This is a genomic window from Plebeiibacterium sediminum (assembly GCF_026013605.1).
Taxonomy (GTDB): domain Bacteria; phylum Bacteroidota; class Bacteroidia; order Bacteroidales; family Marinilabiliaceae; genus Saccharicrinis; species Saccharicrinis sediminus.
The window spans coordinates 87,660-106,779 of sequence record NZ_JAPDPJ010000015.1; the positions used below are offsets into that span (position 1 = coordinate 87,660).

Annotated in this window: 16 protein-coding genes; 15 read left to right on the plus strand and 1 reads right to left on the minus strand. The window is 33.1% G+C overall.

The window, feature by feature from the left end; translation table 11 throughout:
• The first annotated feature begins 10 nt into the window (after window positions 1–10).
• Genes OM075_RS08800 through OM075_RS08810 form a run of 3 tightly spaced genes read left to right on the plus strand, consistent with a single transcriptional unit; the run spans window position 11 to window position 5,407 of the window.
• Complete coding sequence (locus tag OM075_RS08800; protein WP_301190128.1) at window positions 11–1,477, plus strand: RagB/SusD family nutrient uptake outer membrane protein; 1,467 nt, start codon at window positions 11–13, stop codon at window positions 1,475–1,477.
• Complete coding sequence (locus OM075_RS08805; RefSeq protein ID WP_301190129.1) at window positions 1,461–2,951, plus strand: hypothetical protein; 1,491 nt, start codon at window positions 1,461–1,463, stop codon at window positions 2,949–2,951. Before OM075_RS08800 ends, OM075_RS08805 begins: the two co-directional genes overlap by 17 nt.
• A 29-nt stretch (window positions 2,952–2,980) precedes the next feature.
• Entirely contained in the window at window positions 2,981–5,407 is a 2,427-nt protein-coding gene (locus tag OM075_RS08810) for a zinc-dependent metalloprotease (protein WP_301190130.1), read from the plus strand.
• A gap of 97 nt (window positions 5,408–5,504) precedes the next feature.
• Here OM075_RS08810 and OM075_RS08815 read toward each other — a convergent pair whose 3' ends face one another.
• Window positions 5,505–6,584, minus strand: a complete 1,080-nt coding sequence (locus OM075_RS08815; protein ID WP_301190131.1) for a PAS domain-containing protein — start codon at window positions 6,582–6,584, stop codon at window positions 5,505–5,507.
• A 571-nt stretch (window positions 6,585–7,155) separates the two neighbouring features.
• Here OM075_RS08815 and OM075_RS08820 point away from each other — a divergent pair.
• The 12 genes from OM075_RS08820 (at window position 7,156) to OM075_RS08875 (ending at window position 18,876) form a co-directional block, all read left to right on the plus strand.
• Window positions 7,156–9,327: a S9 family peptidase gene (locus OM075_RS08820; RefSeq protein WP_301190132.1), complete on the plus strand. Its 2,172-nt coding sequence runs from the start codon at window positions 7,156–7,158 to the stop codon at window positions 9,325–9,327.
• 306 nt (window positions 9,328–9,633) lie between these two features.
• Window positions 9,634–10,347: a glycosyltransferase family 2 protein gene (locus OM075_RS08825; RefSeq protein WP_301190133.1), complete on the plus strand. Its 714-nt coding sequence runs from the start codon at window positions 9,634–9,636 to the stop codon at window positions 10,345–10,347.
• Complete coding sequence (locus OM075_RS08830) at window positions 10,347–10,967, plus strand: lipid-A-disaccharide synthase N-terminal domain-containing protein (protein ID WP_301190134.1); 621 nt, start codon at window positions 10,347–10,349, stop codon at window positions 10,965–10,967. Before OM075_RS08825 ends, OM075_RS08830 begins: the two co-directional genes overlap by 1 nt.
• Entirely contained in the window at window positions 10,968–12,611 is a 1,644-nt protein-coding gene (locus tag OM075_RS08835; protein ID WP_301190135.1) for an ArnT family glycosyltransferase, read from the plus strand.
• A 129-nt stretch (window positions 12,612–12,740) separates the two neighbouring features.
• Window positions 12,741–13,310, plus strand: coding sequence for an RNA polymerase sigma factor (locus OM075_RS08840; RefSeq protein ID WP_301190136.1), 570 nt, complete (start codon window positions 12,741–12,743; stop codon window positions 13,308–13,310).
• 55 nt (window positions 13,311–13,365) lie between these two features.
• Complete coding sequence (locus OM075_RS08845; RefSeq protein WP_301190137.1) at window positions 13,366–13,794, plus strand: zf-HC2 domain-containing protein; 429 nt, start codon at window positions 13,366–13,368, stop codon at window positions 13,792–13,794.
• Between the two features lie 13 nt (window positions 13,795–13,807).
• Window positions 13,808–14,353, plus strand: coding sequence for a Spy/CpxP family protein refolding chaperone (locus tag OM075_RS08850; RefSeq protein ID WP_301190138.1), 546 nt, complete (start codon window positions 13,808–13,810; stop codon window positions 14,351–14,353).
• Between the two features lie 123 nt (window positions 14,354–14,476).
• Entirely contained in the window at window positions 14,477–14,854 is a 378-nt protein-coding gene (locus OM075_RS08855) for a hypothetical protein (protein ID WP_301190139.1), read from the plus strand.
• A gap of 195 nt (window positions 14,855–15,049) precedes the next feature.
• A complete protein-coding gene (locus OM075_RS08860) occupies window positions 15,050–15,295 on the plus strand; it encodes a PqqD family protein (protein WP_301190140.1) in 246 nt (81 codons plus the stop codon).
• A 4-nt stretch (window positions 15,296–15,299) separates the two neighbouring features.
• Window positions 15,300–16,349 (plus strand): ATP-grasp domain-containing protein, encoded by a 1,050-nt coding sequence (locus OM075_RS08865; protein ID WP_301190141.1) that lies wholly within the window; start codon window positions 15,300–15,302, stop codon window positions 16,347–16,349.
• A gap of 11 nt (window positions 16,350–16,360) precedes the next feature.
• A complete protein-coding gene (locus OM075_RS08870; RefSeq protein WP_301190142.1) occupies window positions 16,361–17,707 on the plus strand; it encodes a type III PLP-dependent enzyme domain-containing protein in 1,347 nt (448 codons plus the stop codon).
• A gap of 353 nt (window positions 17,708–18,060) precedes the next feature.
• Window positions 18,061–18,876, plus strand: a complete 816-nt coding sequence (locus OM075_RS08875) for a DUF4405 domain-containing protein (RefSeq protein ID WP_301190143.1) — start codon at window positions 18,061–18,063, stop codon at window positions 18,874–18,876.
• Window positions 18,877–19,120 lie beyond the last annotated feature (244 nt).

Genomic DNA, 19,120 nt, shown 5'->3' on the forward strand with positions numbered 1-19,120 from the left:
TTATTTGATTATGAAACAAACAATTATATATCTTACAATATTAATCTTCACTTGTAGTTCTTGTAGCGATTTTTTGGAACAGGAACCTGGTAGCAGAACATCCATTGATGAAATATTTTCGAACTACGAAAGTTTTAAAATGGCTCTTAACGGAATATACAAAGACATGGAATCTATGGAAACCAGCGAAGGTTTGGCTGTATACGCAGATGTTTTAGGTGGTAATATCAACTTTACGCCATCTCAAAATTCTCATAACATTATAATTCCATATTTGATTGAAAATGTGTACTCCTTTGCCGACAAAGCTGATGACAGCGACATGTCTGTTTATGGCACTTGTTATGACATTATTAATCAAACCAATCAAATTATAGAGCATCTGAATATTTTAACTGATGCAACAGAAGATGAAAAGTCTCAATTAATGGCAGAGTGTTTATGCATACGCGCTTATGCTCATTTTACATTAGTTAAATACTATGCTCAAAATTATTCTTATTCAGGCGATGCCTCGCACTTAGGTATTATTTGTAACACTAGCGTACAAGAGGCGGGAGTTGACTATCCGGAAAGATTAAGTATCAAGGATTCCTACGATATTATTCTAAAAGATTTGGAAGATGCTCTATCTTACTTTAAAGCCAATAGTGTATTAAGTGGTCCTGTGTATTCTTATTTTAATTCCACCTCATGTAAAGCCCTATTAGCAAGAGCTGCATTATACAGTAATCAATACCAAACTGCTATTGATTATGCTGGCGATGTAATTGTAAATAGTGGCATTCAGCTAATGACTAAAGAAGAATATGTTGATGAATGGAAAAAACCTGATACTCCGGTCTCTGAGATAATTTTTGAATTCTCAGCTAAAGTTGATGACGAAGGCGCATTTCAAACCAATAATACACTAGCCGGGCATTATGGTCTTTTTGAGGCAACAAACGATTACAACGACTACAGTGTGAGTAATGATTTATTAAGTCTTTTTGAAGCAGGAGACGTGAGAGGAGAACGAATGTTTCAGGAATACGATATTGAAACTGTTATTGAAGGAGAAGCAAATACAGTAAATATACCCTATTATTTCACCAACAAATTTCAGGACAACCCGGGTAATCCACTTTTACGAATGAGTGAAATGTATTTGATCAGAGCCGAAGCTTATGCCCGAATAAATGAACCTGAGAATGCTTTAACAGACTTAAATACCTTAAGAGAGCAAAGAGGTGCTGCACTTGCTAACATTGATGATGATTTATTGGATGAAATTTTTGTTGAGAGACGTAAAGAGTTGTGTTTTGAGAAACATTTATTGTTTGATATTGCAAGATTTCATAAAAATGTGGAGCGAAATTCCGGATGCATTGCTACAACATGCAACCTGAATTATCCTTCAGATTATTTCATCTTACCTATTCCTAAAAATAACATTGATTTAAACTCAAATTTAGAACAAAATGAAGGCTATAACTAAAATATTAATTCCATTAATTTTACTATTAGCAATAGTTTGGGGATGTGAGTCAGAACAGATTATTGGTGAAACTATTTATGACGGACCATCATTTCTGCGTTTTTATTTAATTACAAACAGTAATGATGAACCCATAGGTGAAGATGAGCTTGAGATAGGTAAAGAACCAACAGAAGAACTTGTTTATCAATCTTTAAAACCTCTAAAAATTCCGGTTTCACTAACTTATCCAAAGTTAAACAAAGATGTTCATGTTAAATTCTCAACCAATATAAATGGTGATTATAATCAATTTACAATCACTCCCACTGAAGAACTAAATTTTAACAGCTCCAATCTTTTAGACACCATAACTATTTCATTTCATGAAAGATGGAACACTTCAATAAATCATTCCATTGAATTTGAGTTGACCGAATGTGATGACAATACGGTATCTCTGGGACAGTTAAATGATTACATAAAAAATAAGACTTTATCTGTAACATTGGGTAAGGTTGTTACAACTTCATCTTTTTCAACCAATAGAGTTGAAATTAATGGTGAAGCTGGTGAGCAAATTGAATTCGAAGTATTATTTAACAACGGATTCCTCCCTCAGGAAATTGAAGCTTTGGATTTATTTAGTGAGATAAAAGGATTTGAATATACTTTAGAGCGTATTATTGAAGACGATAATAATGAAAGTATCAAGTATATCATGACTATAACAAATGATATTCAAAATGATGAAGTAACTTATACCACAACTTTAGCGTTGAATGATGGTACTGTTTATGAACCAACAGGTAATACCATTTTACAAATTGTAAAACCATTAAATATTGCACGCGATAAAGCAGTATTTACTTCAGCTAACTTTTACGATTTAAGTAATCCTTATTACAAAACATACGGTGAAAATTGGTTCTGGTCATCTAGTGATAATATTTGTAAATGGAAAGCTTTCAACGCATATACATTTCCTGTTGTAGTTGAAAAAGACGATGACAATGCAATTTTGTATAGTGATAATGGAACTGAGGACGAAAGTGATGACATCTACCATCATGCATTTAGAATTGGATTTAGAGATATAAATGATAATAGAACAACCAATTCATTTAGCTTAAAAAATTGGTTTAACAATGAATCTACTTCTCCTGAGCTTTCTCCCGGGTTAAACATTCCGGAAGCTCTAGAGTTTTATCCTAAAGATGGTGTAAGTGAAACTGAAGGCGCTGTTTTGGTCATTCCTCAAATTATAACTATATCAAATAGAGAAGGGATTAGCCATAATATTTCAATTTCTGGTGAAGGAACTTATCAGGAAATATCACCAGGATTATTTGAAATCTCGTTGGAATTTAAGGCCACAAATGAGGAATTGTTTGATGGAACACGAGTTTCATACTATAAAATTTACAATAGTAGAAGTTATGGTGGCGATCCTGATCCAATTGATAATGGATGTATTGAACCAATAGATTTATAACAACTCAATAATTGATAAATATAAAAATAATGAAGATATATTTCATATTAATAGCCTTACTCATAAGTAGCTTTTCGCTTAAGGCTTCCAATGATAACTCTGAAAAGAAGTCATACAGTAACGGAACGATTAAACCATACGAAAAAGTAATCACTCCTGAATACACTACGTATTCAGGGATGTTTACTGTTCATAAGAGCAATGATAAATTGTACTTTGAAATCCCGGATTCTCTGTTCATGCGCGAGTTTTTAATTGCATCTCAAATTGCAGAGGTTAGTGATCCGAATAAAGGAAAAGGGTTTGCCGGTGAATTAAGACGAAATCCTATTGTTATTCAGTTTTCGCACGATGAAAAAAACGTTTATCTTTTAACACCCAGTGATAAAGCAACTCTTACTAAAAACAGTGGTAATATTAAAAAAGCTTTTGAAAGAAACTATTTAACACCAGTACTGGAAACATTCCCTATTAAAGCAATTGGTCAAGACAGCACTTTGGTAATTGATGTTACAGATTTTTTTGCCAGTGAATTACCCATTGTAACACCATTTGCCAGTAAGGGAAAACCGGGCAAGCTCGAAAAAGCGTCATCATACCTGGATAAAGTTCAGGTATTTGAAAATAATGTTGAACTACAATCCTATTTTAACTATAGTACCAACACCCTTCCTTTTAGGGCATTGATTAATCGTTCAATTGTATTATTGCCTAAAGAAACCATGATGCCCCGATTAGCCGACCGAAGAATGAATTACTTTTCGAGCAGCAAAAAATTCTTCATTGATAATGGTTCCACTTCATTTAAAGAAGAGTATATACATCGTTTTAGGTTAGAGCCAAAAACAAAGGATATCAATGATTATTTGAATGGAAAGTTGGTTGAGCCTAAAAAACCCATCATCGTATATATTGACAATGGATTACCTGAGAGATGGCAAAAATATGTAAAGCTTGGTATTGAAGACTGGCAGGTAGCTTTTGAAGCCTGTGGTTTTAAAAATGCCATTCAGGCAAAACCATTCCCTGACGATCCGGAATTTAATCCTGATAACCTTCAGAACACTTGTTTTCGCTATGTTCCCAACAATACCATTAATGCCATGGGAACACGTTGGATTGATCCTCGTTCAGGCGAAATTTTAAAGGGTGATATTTATTGGTTTGCCGATGTAATTGAAAAATTACACGACTGGCGTTTGATCCAGTGTGGTGCTGTTGAGGCAGCTTCTCATGAAAAAGTATTTTCAGATGAATTAATGGGAAGATTAATTCGTTACGCTGTTGCCCATGAAATGGGACATAGTTTAGGATTTCAACATAACATGAGAGCATCCTATGCTTTTCCTGTTGATTCGTTGCGTTCACCCTCTTTTACTAAAAAATACGGAACCACTCCTTCAATAATGGATTATGCAAGGAATAATTACATTGCCCAACCAGGTGATAATGTAACCGAACTGGCTCCTCCATTAATGGGAATTTACGATATTTTTGGAATTAAATATGGTTACCAATGGTTACCTGATGTAGAAAATCCTTGCGATGAATTCGCCACTCTAAATCAATGGATTTTAGATCGTGCTGATGACCCGATGTATCGATTCACTCCTCAATTTGCCATGGGAATTTCGGGCGATCCGGCAGCTCAGGCAGAAGCATTAGGCGATGATGCGGTTAAAGCCGGAACTTATGGAATTAAGAATCTCAAAATAATCATGAATAATCTGGTTGATTGGTGCACTGAGCCCAACAAAGAATACGATTACCTGCGCCAGATTTATAAAGAATTAACCAAGCAATATGAACGATATTTAGAGCACTCTATGTCGTATATTGGTGGGGCATACCAGTATTTGGGTGTTGAGGGAGAAAATATTCCACTTCAGACTCCGGTTTCAAAAGAAAAACAAATGGAAGCTATTCGATGGGTGGTTCATGAAATGGCTAACAGCGAATGGATTGTAAGTAAAGATATTGAAGACAGAGTTGGTTCACTAAAAAAAGATTACTACAATTTAATTGTTGGTTCACTTGATCAAATGATGAGTGGTTACTTCTTCCAACGAATTGAAACATTTCGCCCTAACTTCACATCTGAGGAGTATTTAAGTGAATTAAGTCGTTTAATTTGGGGATTATCTAAAGATGGTAAACTTACCGAAACTGAAATCATTCTACAGCAGAGTTATGTACATAACCTGATTAACATGGCATATGGAGCAAAGAATCATCTTAAAAAAGAAAGTTCTTCAAAACTTATGAATGAAGGTATTGATACAGAATCATCTTTAGCTGCAGGAAATGCCTCAAAAATAAATTACGCTGATCATTTTGTGGTTATGGCTGCTTTAAATGAATTAAACAAAGCTGAGAAGTATGTAAAAAGTAAAACCAAAGGTGCCTACAAAGCTCATTTTGCATTGCTTTATAAAACCATAACTACTAATAAGTAAACAATTAAAACGGAGTACTAAATCAATATATTAGTACTCCGTTGTTGTTAAAAACCAACCCTATCAAACAGATCGTTATTTGTATATTTTGCCGCAATTAATTCTTGTTTACGTTCACCAGTTGCTCCTTTTTATTACACAAGTGATCCAACTCAATATCAACACAGAACATCTCTTTTTTCCCATTTAGTTTATTAATCATCACATGGTTGGAATACACATGTACTGGTTTACCATTTTTGCATTTTAAGTAAAGCTCACCTGAAGGTATGGGTTCGTTATTTTCGTACCAATTAATTATTCCTGCAATAACATTTTCTTTCATATTCTCAGGTATGATCAAATCTTCGAGTTTTTGCCCAATAGCCTCCTCTTTTGAATAACCATATAAAACTTCGCTTGCTCTGTTCCAATAAATCACGGATCTATCCTTATCATATCCCTGAACAGCAATATTATCTACATCATTAAAAATAGAGTGGAACCTATTATCACTTTCCTTGAGCTTTTTATCAGCTTCCAAACTTTTTGTTATATCAGTAAAAAATACGAGAGTATTGCCATCATCCAACTTAATGGCTTTTATTTTACAAAAACGGATTTCTTTTATATGATTTAAATATGGTAAATCTGCTGAACCACTTCCCTCTCTATCTACTTTGTCAAAAAGATCTATCCCCATTTTTTTTGCAAAATCCGGAATCAAATCCCAAAATGTTAGTTTCTCTAATTCATGTCTGGAGCATCCAAAAATATTTCCCATTTCGGAATTACCTTCGTAAATAGTTTTGCTGGGATAAAGTACCATAATTCCATATGGTGAATTTTCAAGATAGCTAATGAATTTATCGTTATTCATTGAAAGATTTTCATTGGCTTTTATAAGTTTACTTTTATTTACAAGTAACTCATTATTCACTTTACGAAACGCAATATTCTTTTGTCGTTGATGCAACAATCCAATTCCCTGAATAACACCATACAAAAGGATAAATGCAATAAAAATTAAACGATGATACAATTCAATACTCGAGATTTGAAAAAAAGCAATATCCGAAAAACTTTTACCTTCAGAAAAAAACAAATAATCAATAGTTGAATCTAAAAACCAAACAAGGATAGCATATAGGATTGTGATAGAAAAGTGTTTCACCTTTATTATAACATCATCTTTCATAATTTCAGGTATTAGGTTTACTAAAAAAACTCTAAATAATTGGTATAAAAGGAACATGTGATGAACCTTCGTCTATTCAATTTACGATTTTTTTTGTTCAAAATAAATATTTTTGGGGTAAACCAATACCGAATTAACCAAATTAACAAAAGGTTTAGTCAAAAAAAAATGGCAACATAAAACTATGCTGCCATTCTATTTTAGCTCTCCTACCTAAATAATAAATATCCTAAAACCCTACTTATCATGCCCTTCAACGGATATTTACTATTCTTTTATAACACCCAACAAATCATAACTAAAAATTTTTAATAACCTTTAAACACCTAATGATGTCTATATAACTAACTCTAAATCCTTTTTTGACGAATATGCTTTATATTACGACAAACATTCATTTTTGTTTGACTAAAATAAATCACAGCATTCACTACACACTCTAACTACCTTAATTTATGATTATTACACAAGTGTTAATAAATCATAAATTACAAAATCATGTGTTTTATCAAGAAATCTATAGTAATTTGTCAGTAGTTTTAAAATCATTCCAAATCAAATAGACATTTATATGAAGCAATCAATTTTTCAATGGCTCATTTTGAGCATTATCATGTTTAGCTGCACAAACTCACAAAAACAAAAGCAATTATTTCCCACCAACCTACCCACTCCTCCTAAAGCTGAAAAAAAGGATTCGTTGTTAACAATTCATGGCAATACCAGAGTTGATCCCTACTTTTGGATGCGCTTAACCGATGAGCAAAAGAATGCTTCAGAACCGGATGCACAAACTCAACAGGTTTTAAATTATTTAAATGCAGAAAATAACTATACCGATTCTGTAATGAAGAATACAACTGCACTACAGTCTAAATTATTTGATGAGATTGTTGGACGTATCAAAAAAGATGACGAATCTGTTCCTTACTTTTCAAATGGATATTGGTATTATACTAAATATGAAAAAGATAATGAATACCCTATTTTCTGTAGAAAAAAAGAAACTCTAGATAATGAAGAACAAGTTATTTTAAACGTTAATAATCTGGCTAAAAGTCATGAATACTATGCTGCAACAGGCTTAAGAATTAGTCAGGATAATAAAATATTGGCTTTTGCTGAGGATACTGTTAGTAGAAGAGTATATACAATACGCTTTAAAAACCTTGAAACAGGAGAATATTATACAGATGAAATTCCAAATACTCAACCCGGTGGCGCCTGGGCAAACGACAATAAAACATTCTTTTATACTTCTAAGAATAAGGTTTCGCTATTGAGTGAAAAAATCTGGCGACATGAGCTTGGCTCAAACACAGATAAAGATGTAATGGTTTATCACGAAAAAGATCCTTCATTTTATATTGGTGTATATAAATCTAAATCTGATAAATATATTATCATATCAGAAGGAAGTACATTGGTGAGTGATTACCAGATATTAAATGCTGATGATCCCCAAGGAACTTTTAAACAATTTACACCAAGAGGAACTGATCATTTATATAGTTTATACCATTACCAGAATAAGTTTTACATCTTAACCAATAATGAAGCAACAAACTTCAGGCTTATGGAAACTCCTGAAGACAAAACAGATATTAGCAATTGGAAAGAAGTGATTCCACACCGAGAAGATGTGTTACTAAAAGGAATTGATATTTTTAGCAACTATCTTGTAATTACCGAAAGAAAAAATGCCTTGATACAGTTACGTATTATTAATCAACAAACTAAAGACGAACATTATCTGAACTTTGAAGAACCTGTGTATATTGCTTATACAACAGCAAACAATGATTTTAACACCTCAAAACTCAGGTATGTATACAGTTCAATGACAACTCCGGCTTCTACCATTGATTATGATATGGATAAAAAAACTAAGGAAATCAAGAAAGTACAGGAGGTTGTTGGAGGCCATACGCCTTCAGAATACGTTACAGAACGTAAATGGGCTACCGCAACAGACGGTACAAAAATTCCGCTATCTGTTGTATACAAAAAAACAACACCATTAAACGGAACTGCACCGCTGTTATTATATGCCTATGGTTCCTATGGTAACTCTATTGATCCCTGGTTTAGCTCAACAAGATTAAGTCTACTTGACAGAGGTTTCATCTATGTTATTGCCCATATACGCGGAGGACAGGAAATGGGAAGACAATGGTATGAAGATGGAAAAATGATGAAAAAGATAAACACATTTACTGATTATATTGATTGCAGCAAATTTTTAATAAATGAAAATTACACTTCACCAGAGCATTTGTATGCAATGGGTGGTAGTGCCGGAGGTTTATTAATGGGTGCAGTGGTTAATATGGCTCCTGAATTATACAATGGAGTTATTGCAGCCGTTCCATTTGTTGATGTGGTATCAACCATGCTGGATGAAACCATTCCTCTAACAACAAATGAATTTGATGAATGGGGAAATCCTAAAGAAAAAGAAGCATATGATTACATGATGAAATATTCACCTTATGATAATGTAAAGGCTCAAAACTATCCAAACATGTTGGTTACAACCGGGTTATTTGATTCTCAGGTACAATATTGGGAACCTGCCAAATGGGTTGCCAAATTAAGAGACTTAAAAACAGATAACAACATTTTAATGATGCATACCAATATGGAAGCAGGTCATGGTGGTGCTTCAGGGCGTTTTAAAAGATATAAAGAAACAGCATTAGAATACAGCTTTATTTTTATGCTCGAAGATATTTCAGAATAGATTATTTTATTTAATACAATATCACAAGCCGGATATCAAAATAGATTTCCGGCTTTTTTATTTTCCTTATCCTATACAAAACATCATTATCCAAAATTCTTATTCTGCATGTATTCAAGCATATAAAACCTTAACACAAATATTATTAACATATAAATTGAATGACTTTTTTTATTAATTGAGAACGAATATTATTGGTTTCACACATTTATTTAGCAATAGAATTGCATATTTAAATATCTTTACCCCCGATTTTGACGCATTGAACAACATACAAAAACAAATACATTAAAATAAAAATATATCATGAATTATAAATTGACTATTATAGTTCCTGTATTTAACGAAGAGGAGAACTTGATACGTGTGGAAAAGGAACTGGCTGGCTATTTACAAAAAGCCTCTGTTCCTACAAAGATTTTATTAGTTAATGATGGCTCATCAGATAATAGTCAACAACTTATAGAAACAATCTGCAATAGAAATATCGATTTTGAATATATTTCCTTTACCAAAAACAATGGACTTAGTGCTGCCATAAAAGCAGGTTTTGACTATGCCGAAACAGAACTTGTTGGCTATATAGATTCCGATTTACAAACTACTCCTGAAGATTTTAATCTTTTACTTCAATATACCGATGAATATGAAATAGTAACAGGCATCAGAGCAACACGTAATGATGGTTTTGTAAAACGATTTTCATCTAAATTTGCCAATTCTTTCAGAAAAGCATTTACGCATGATGGTGTTGTTGATACGGGATGTCCTTTAAAAATTATTCATACGTCATACGCCAAGAAGATTCCAATGTTTAAAGGCCTGCACCGCTTTTTACCTGCCATGATTTTATTACAGAACGGAAAAATAAAACAAGTACCGGTCCAACACTTTCCAAGAATAGCAGGAGAAGCTAAATTTGGACTTTCAAACAGGCTTATAGGACCGTTATTAGATTGTTTTGCCTATTTATGGATGAAGAAAAAATATATTAACTACGACATTGACACAAAATCATAATGAACAATATTATTGTTTTATCCATAGGATTTTCTGCTCAAATTCTGTTTTCATTAAGGTTAATTATACAGTGGATTAGCTCTGAAAAAAAGAAGCAAGTTGTTACGCCTTCAATTTTTTGGTTTTTCAGTTTATTCGGTTCCATTCTATTATTTATTTATGGCGATTTACGAGATGATTTTGCCATAATGCTTGGGCAAGGATTAAACTACTTTATTTACATTCGTAATCTGCAACTACAAAACAAGTGGAAAAAGTTCCCGGCTGTTATTCGTGTACTCATTTATTTGTTCCCGATACTGATCACAGCCTATTACTTTAACAACAACGAATTGGATATACAGCAACTATTTAAGAATGAAAATATTCCTGTTTGGTTGTTATCTTTAGGTATCATTTCGCAGATCACTTTCAACTTTCGCTTTATAGTACAATGGATCTATTCTGAAAAAAGAAAAGAATCTTACCTTCCTATCATTTTTTGGATTTTAAGTTTCATTGGAGCATTACTCATTATTATCTATGCTATTTTCCGTAAAGACATAGTTCTCTTTACCGGACAAATGTTTGGATTTATTATTTATACACGAAATATCATAATATATTATAAACAAAAGTAAATGTTTAAAATAGCCAGTAAATATCCATATATAACAATTGCTATTGTATCTGTATTTGCATTATTACCATTAACCATGTATTTGGATGTAACCATTATGGAAGCCCGTAATTTTATTACAGCCAGAGAAATGTTTAATGATGGCAACTGGTTTTTAACAACAATGAATGGAATTGCCCGCTACCAAAAACCGCCTTTACCAACATGGTTAACTGCAGTTTCTGGCTTGCTTTTTGGCAAAACCTGCACTTTTGCACTACGCATACCATTAATTTTAATGGTATTATTATTAGGCATATATATATTTAAGCTATCTGAACTTTTTGTAAATAACCGTAAGCTAAATTTGTTTACATCGCTGGCTAGCGTTACTTCCTTATATATTTTGGTTATCACCATTGAAGGAAGCTGGGACATTTTTACGCATGGTTTTATGTTGATGGGGATTTATTACCTGATAAGATCATCCAAAACTGATTCAAACAAAATAATAAACGCAGTACTTTCAGGAGTTTTTATGGGCTTTTCTTTTTTAAGCAAGGGTCCTGTTTCGCTATATGCTTTATTCTTACCATTTATTATATCATACTTTATTACATACGGTTTCAAGGCTATTTCCATAAAACGATCACACGTTATTGTTTTAATATTACTTGCTGTTGTTGTTGGTACATTTTGGTTTATAGCAGTACGATTATTAGATCCGCACACATTTGCAACTATTACTAAAAAAGAAACATCAAACTGGAGTAGCTACAATGTTAAACCGTTCTATTATTACTGGGATTTCTTTGTTCAAAATGGTATATGGGCCATACCTGGACTATTTAGTTTGATCTACTTTTTTACAAACAAGAGATTTAAAGAAAATAAAGAGTATAAGCTTGCCTTTTTCTGGACTATTCTATCTGTTATTTTATTATCCATAATACCAGAAAAGAAAACCAGATATGTTGTTCCGGCCTTAATTCCTCTTGCATTTACAATTGGTTTTTACCTTAATTATCTGGCAGAAAACTTTACTCAACTAAAACAAAAATGGGAAAGGCTTCCTATAAACATTCACTTTATACTTATATCTGTTATTTCAATAGTTGCACCTGTTCTTGCTGAGATATATTTTATTAAAGAGTTTAACCTTCCGCTATATAATATTTCGTTTATTATTCTGTTGTGCCTACTTATGGCTATTGGAATATATACCTTAATTAATCTTAGAAAAAAACACGTAAGTAATGCTGTTGTAGGAAGTATTTTTCAATTTATAGTTCTGGCAAACTTACTTTTACCACTTACAAAAAAAATAGAAAGTCCGGATTATCAACCTATTGATCATTTAAAGGGGCTGGCCTTGGAAAAAAAACTGAAAGTTTATGGATATGGTTACATTGCTCCAGAAATCATTTGGCAATATGGAGAAAAAATCAAGAATATTGATTCCGACGATGAATCTATAGATATACCATTGGAAAATACATTTTGGTTACTTGCTCAAAATCTTCCTGAAAAGGAATTTATACAAAACAGCAAAATTACCTTAATTGATACATTTAATCTGAATAACTCAGTTGGGAAATTTAGCTCATCACGAAAAAGGTTAAAGTGTAACCTTTATGAGGTTTCTTTAAATACACAAAAGCAATAAAGTCTGCAATATATCAAAATTGAGAACACCTTATTGAATACCTTCATAACTAACTATTTTAATATTTTCTCATGTTTTAAAATAATAAGCACTAAATTTATTTGAGCTTATTCTTAAAACATATATTAAATGTCTGACTTTGACATTATAAAAGAAATATTAAACGGCAATAAAGACCAATATCGATTTTTGATAGAAAGATATCAGGATCAGATATTTCGTGCCTGCATGGGATATGTTCATTGTGAGGAAGATGCCAATGATCTTACCCAGGAAACCTTTATTAAAGTCTATCAAAAACTCAGCAACTTTAAGTTTAACGCCGCTTTTTCAACCTGGATTTATCGCATCGCTATTAATTTAAGTCTCAATTTTCTTCGAAAAAAGAAAGGAAACTTATTTGACAGAATTGAGAGTGCACTGGATTCATTAACCTCAAAACCTCAGATACAAATATCAGATTATAGTAATCCTGAGGATATATTGATAACAAATGAGCATACAGAAATGATCTCCAAAGTAATTGAGAGTTTATCTGATAAGCAGAAAACAGCTTTTGTTTTAAGTAAGTATGAAGAGCTTTCTCAAAAGGAAATTGCCACTATCATGGAAATTACAGAAGGGGCTGTAGAAAGCCTGTTACAAAGGGCGAAAGCTAACCTTCAGAAAAAAATATCACATTTATTGAAAAAAAATTAAATATGCCCGTAGGAAAATTTTGTATTCTGTGTCTAACCAATAAAATCAAACAATTATGAATTGTTCATCATGTCAAAAACAACTCGAATCCTTTATCGAAGGAAATGCATCCGGCGATATTCAAATGAGCCTCAAAACACATCTTGAGGAATGTGAGGAATGCCATAAAGTTTATACTGCAATGGTTATTACAAACAGAGTTATTAGCCAGGAAAAAGAATTAAAAGTCAATCCTTTTATTTCTACCAGGATTATGGAGCACATTAATCAACAAGAAGAAATTAGTGTGAACAAAAATTTTGAATTGTCAAGAATTCTTCAACCTGCACTTTTGACTGCCTCAGTGGCATTGGCTTTGTTTATTGGTATATCAGCCGGCAATATGTACCAAAAAACAACCACAGCTCAGAACTCAATCCCTGAAGAATTGATGTTAATGAATGATGCTTCAATGGAATCATTAAACTTGATAATTACAGAATAAAACTTTTAAAAGTATGAACAAGAATGCGTCAAGAATATTGATTTACGTGGTGATCTTTCTGGCAGTGCTTAATGTGGCAACTTTTACATCAATTGGAATACATGTATACCAATCGAAAAAGGAGTTACCTCAGGCCTCATCTGAAGCCATTAAGACTACACAGAATTTTAACGGAAGATACTTTAGAGATCAACTAAATCTGAGTCCGGATCAAATGAATCAGTTTAGAAAGATTAATGAAAAGTTTCGCTCTAATGCACGCAGAATAAACAGTGAGCTCAATATGCTTAGAGCAGATATGTTAAACCAAATGAAAAACACATCGGAAGAAACAGAAACATTAATCTCAATTTCTGATTCGATAGGATCTCTACACAGCGAACTAAAGAAGTTTACTTATCAATATTATTTAGACATCAAGTCTATTTGTTCAGGGGAACAAATCAACGGGCTAAATGAAATATTTGAAAACTTTTTTGCTGGTAGCGAAACACATAATGGACGAGGAAATCAAAAGCAAGGAAAAGGATTCGGGAAAAACAGACATGATAATAATTAGTTCATAATGTTTCAAGTGTAAAGTTTATAAAGAAAAATGACATTTGTTTTCTAAGCACTTACAACATTGTATTTGATTTTTTACCAAAGTATTAAAACAAGTTTAACTAAAAAATTATTGGTTATGAACGCAAAAATTTTATTCATCGGGTTAGCTTTAACAGCATTTTTTGTAACTGCAAACGCACAAACTACAAACGATAATACAACAACTAATAAGGCCAAAACATCTTTTGTTGACAGCAATAATGATGGTGTTTGCGATAACTACATTGCCGGAACTGGCAACGGTCAGGGAAATGGTCAGGGTAAAGCATTCAGAAACGGCAGAGGAAATGGTAATGGACAATGCTTAAGACAAGGAAACGGTAGTGGCTACGGAAACCGATTTGGAGTAAAACAAGGAAACCGCAGAGGAAATGGACAAGGTAATGGTCAGGGTAACAGACAAGGTAATTTTGTTGATGCCGATAAAAATGGGGTTTGCGATAATAGAGAATAAATATTAAACCTTAGCCTTTTTCCAAAGTCTAAAAGGTATGATACTCAAATGCTGTCTCAATAGTGCAAAACAATTGAGACAGCACCTTAAAGTCATTTTTTTATGAAACGAGCCATAAGAAAGTTTTTCTCACACAGGAGAATGATTGTTTTTTCGGCGAGTTCCATCTGACCTTAAAAAATAAAATATAAACGAATGAAAATCTCAAACCATATTTCCGTCAGTAAATCCGGATTTGTTTTTGACTCCAAAACCGGAGAATCTTTTTCACTAAATAATACCGGTCGCGAAATTCTTGAATTGCTTATTGAAGGCAGATCAGAAGATGAAATAAAAGAATATTTCCTCACTAAATATGATGTTCAGGAAACTACATTCTTACGTCATTTTGACGACTACATACAAATGCTTATGCATTTTAATATGACCGAGAAAGAATAGAGCCATGCCTGAAAAACTAAAAATAACAATTGCGGTTACCGCCTTAAACAATACGGATAACCCAGGTCCGGGCATTCCTGTTATAAGAGGTATTAAAGAGTCTAATCTCATTGATGCCCGCATTATAGGTTTAGCTTATGAAAATCTTGAACCCGGCATTTATTTAAAAGATTTGGTGGATACAACTTATATGATTCCCTATCCTTCAGTAGGTAAAGAAGCCTATATGGAACGGATTCTGGAAATAAATGAGATCGATCCTATTGATATGATTATTCCGAATTTAGATGCTGAGTTATTTACTTTTATAAAGTTAAAACATATACTGGAGGCCAACAATATCAAGACTTTTTTACCCACAGAAAAACAATTGGACGAAAGAAATAAAGGTAATCTGGAAGCTTTTGGCAAAAAGTATAACATTAAAGTTCCTAAAGGTCTATCTATTACTTCATACAACGATATTCACCATTTAAAAGATGATTTTGAATATCCTATATTAGTTAAAGGTAAATTTTATGATGCTTATGTTGCTTATAACGAGGAACAGGTTACTAATGCATTCAATAAACTCAGTGCAAAATGGGGATTACCAATCATTATTCAGGAATTTGTTAAAGGTACAGAGGTAAATGTTGTTGCTTTGGGCGATGGATTAGGTAATACCATAGCTGCAGTTCCTATGCGTAAACAATATATTACCGATAAGGGAAAAGCTTGGGGCGGTGTTACCTTAAATGATGAAACCCTTCTGTCCATTACTCAGAATTTGATTAAAGATACGCAGTGGCGAGGAGGTATGGAACTGGAAATGATTCGTACTACAGATAATGAATATTACTTAATTGAGATAAACCCTCGTGTTCCGGCATGGGTTTACCTGGCTGTTGGGGCTGGACAAAACATACCTGAAGCTTTGGTTCGATTAACTATGGGAGAACATGTAGAACCAATGACTGAGTATGAAGTTGGTAAAATATTTATTCGTTATTCGTGGGATTTGATTGGCGATATGTCTGATCTTGAAAAGATTTCAATTCACGGAAAATTCTAAAACTGTTAGTCATGCAAAAAGTACCATACGAAAAACCTGTTATTAATAAAATTAGTGCCGGAGTTCCCGATAAATTCGGCATGAAATCAACCATACAACCTATTACTGAAATTGATGATGTTGCCATAAAAAACCTTATCAGTGAATATGGTTCTCCGCTATATGTTTTATCAGAAAAAACGATTCGCGATACTTATAAAAAAGCATTAGCTGCATTTGAAACAAGATACCCCAAAGTGCAGTTTGCCTGGTCATATAAAACCAATTATTTAAATGCGGTTTGTAAAATTTATCATCAGGAAGGATCATGGGCAGAAGTAGTTTCTGGTTTTGAATACGAAAAAGCCATTGCAAACGGAGTTCCCGGTAACAAAATTATTTTCAACGGACCCGATAAATCGCGCGAAGATTTGATTAAAGCTATTAAAAACAACTCTTTGATTCACATTGATCATCTGGATGAGTTTTATGAAATAGCTTCAGTTACCAAAGAGCTTCAATTAACAGCCAAAGTAGCTATAAGAGTTAATATGGATGCTGGAATTTATCCCCAATGGTTTCGCTTTGGTTTTAATTACGAAAGTGGTGAGGCCTGGAATGTGTTGAACAAAATTATGCAAACTCCCGGTTTTGAACTAATCGGTTTACATACGCATATTGGCACGTATATTATGGCTCCCCAAGCCTATGGAATTGCCACAACAAAGTTGGCACAATTGGCAGTAAGAGTTTTTCATAAATACAACCATCATATTCAGTATATTGATTTAGGAGGTGGTTTTGCTTCTAAAAATACCTTAAAAGGAGCATATCTTCCTGGCTCAGATACTTGTCCTACTTTTGATGATTATGCCGAACATATTACAGATGCCTTGCATCAATCAGACATACCTTACGATCATATGCCAACACTATTTTTAGAAACAGGAAGGGCTCTGATTGATGATGCTGGTTACTTATTGGGTTCTGTATTGGCCAATAAGCGTTTACCTGATGGACGAAAATCATTAATTATTGACATAGGCGTTAACCTGTTATTCACATCTTTCTGGTACGAACATAATATTGTACCTGCCTCATACACACAGCCTGATTTAGAAAATACAACCATCTATGGACCGCTATGTATGAATATTGATGTTATCCGTGAGGCTATCAATTTTCCGGTTATGGAAAAAGGTGAACATGTAGTTATCAAACGAATTGGTGCATATAATATGACACAATGGCTACAGTTTATCAATTACCGTCCTAGAATTGTATTAATTGATACGGATGGCAATACACATATTGTTCGGGAACAGGAAACTCATGAAACCATGAACCAGATGGATCGGTTACCTGAACATTTGAAATAGCAAGGAACAGGGAAAAAGGAATAATGGATAATAGAGCCTCAAGAATAGAACTCTGGTTTGGTTCAAGTTTGCAACCTGGACCTTTATAAAAACCTTTGTGCTAACACTCTAACATCATGTTCTATAATTGTATTATTATGAAAAAGAGTCACAAGATACAATCTTGCGACAGCAGTGGTATTATTATGAGAAGAGTCCTTATACTGGTTCAAGTTTGCAACTTGGACCTTCATGAAAAACTATTAACAGGAGTCTATTTCTTAAATATATTATTTATAAAAGCGTCACAAGATAAAATCTTGCGACATCAGTGCTACATGCACTTTACCTAATAAAAACTAAAATCAATAACAATGGAAACAAAACATACATTTAGCTGGAGAAGTTTCATCAGCTTTGGATTACTATTTTCTTTTTTAATCATATTTTTCACAGGCATTATTCTATTTATAGCTCCTGCAGGTCGGATAGCGCACTGGGTAAACTGGAAATTAATAGCACTTTCAAAGGAAGATTGGCAAGCACTACATATCATTTTCTCATTTCTGTTTGTGATACTTTCTATCTTTCACTTATTCTCAATCAACTGGAAAGTATTTCTATCTTATATTAAAAGTAAAACATCCACAGGTTTAAATAAGAAAAGAGAGTTGCTGATATCTGGTATATTAACCCTATTGATTTCTATTGGTGTGTTATACTCCATTCCGCCATTCAGTTCTGTAATTGAATTAGGTGAAAGTTTAACTCAGTCGTGGGAAAACAAAGTGGAACAACCTCCAATTCCTCATGCAGAATTATTAACTTTAATAGAATTGTCGGAGCAACTGGAAAACTACAGCATTGAAAAAATACAAAACAAACTAAAAGCCAACAACATAAAATTTAGCAGTACAGAACAAACTTTGTCTGAAATTGCAAAAATAAACGACCGTCCTCCTCTTGATATTTACAATATCATCACCAAAACATCAATGACAGGAATGGCAGGTTCAGGTATTGGCAAAAAAGCACTAGAACAGGTTGTTCAGGAAAACGGCAAAGACATAAACAAAGTATTAACCATATTAAAGGATAATAATATTACTGCCACCAAAGAGCAAACGCTCAAAGACATTGCAGCTGAAAATGATATGGCGGCAAGAGATATTTATGAGTTAATAAAATAAGTACTAAGGTTTAAGATTAAGGTTTAAAAAGAACAAAAAACAGAGACAACGTAATTTTAATGTATGCCTTATCCTGGTTCAAGTTTGCAACTTGGACCTTTTAAAACCTTTTATCAGTGCACTATTTTATCATGTACTATGATAAATTATTAAAAAATAAAGTCACAAGATACAATCTTGCGACAGAGGTGGGTGTTAAAGTTTAAAAAGAACAAAAACACGGAGAAGGTAATCTTACAGTATG

Coding starts and splice junctions, on each gene's coding strand:
- OM075_RS08800 (WP_301190128.1), top strand. CDS start 11: ATGAAACAAACAATTATATATCTTACAATATTAATCTTCACTTGTAGT.
- OM075_RS08805 (WP_301190129.1), top strand. CDS start 1,461: ATGAAGGCTATAACTAAAATATTAATTCCATTAATTTTACTATTAGCA.
- OM075_RS08810 (WP_301190130.1), top strand. CDS start 2,981: ATGAAGATATATTTCATATTAATAGCCTTACTCATAAGTAGCTTTTCG.
- OM075_RS08815 (WP_301190131.1), bottom strand. CDS start 6,584: ATGAAAGATGATGTTATAATAAAGGTGAAACACTTTTCTATCACAATC.
- OM075_RS08820 (WP_301190132.1), top strand. CDS start 7,156: ATGAAGCAATCAATTTTTCAATGGCTCATTTTGAGCATTATCATGTTT.
- OM075_RS08825 (WP_301190133.1), top strand. CDS start 9,634: ATGAATTATAAATTGACTATTATAGTTCCTGTATTTAACGAAGAGGAG.
- OM075_RS08830 (WP_301190134.1), top strand. CDS start 10,347: ATGAACAATATTATTGTTTTATCCATAGGATTTTCTGCTCAAATTCTG.
- OM075_RS08835 (WP_301190135.1), top strand. CDS start 10,968: ATGTTTAAAATAGCCAGTAAATATCCATATATAACAATTGCTATTGTA.
- OM075_RS08840 (WP_301190136.1), top strand. CDS start 12,741: ATGTCTGACTTTGACATTATAAAAGAAATATTAAACGGCAATAAAGAC.
- OM075_RS08845 (WP_301190137.1), top strand. CDS start 13,366: ATGAATTGTTCATCATGTCAAAAACAACTCGAATCCTTTATCGAAGGA.
- OM075_RS08850 (WP_301190138.1), top strand. CDS start 13,808: ATGAACAAGAATGCGTCAAGAATATTGATTTACGTGGTGATCTTTCTG.
- OM075_RS08855 (WP_301190139.1), top strand. CDS start 14,477: ATGAACGCAAAAATTTTATTCATCGGGTTAGCTTTAACAGCATTTTTT.
- OM075_RS08860 (WP_301190140.1), top strand. CDS start 15,050: ATGAAAATCTCAAACCATATTTCCGTCAGTAAATCCGGATTTGTTTTT.
- OM075_RS08865 (WP_301190141.1), top strand. CDS start 15,300: ATGCCTGAAAAACTAAAAATAACAATTGCGGTTACCGCCTTAAACAAT.
- OM075_RS08870 (WP_301190142.1), top strand. CDS start 16,361: ATGCAAAAAGTACCATACGAAAAACCTGTTATTAATAAAATTAGTGCC.
- OM075_RS08875 (WP_301190143.1), top strand. CDS start 18,061: ATGGAAACAAAACATACATTTAGCTGGAGAAGTTTCATCAGCTTTGGA.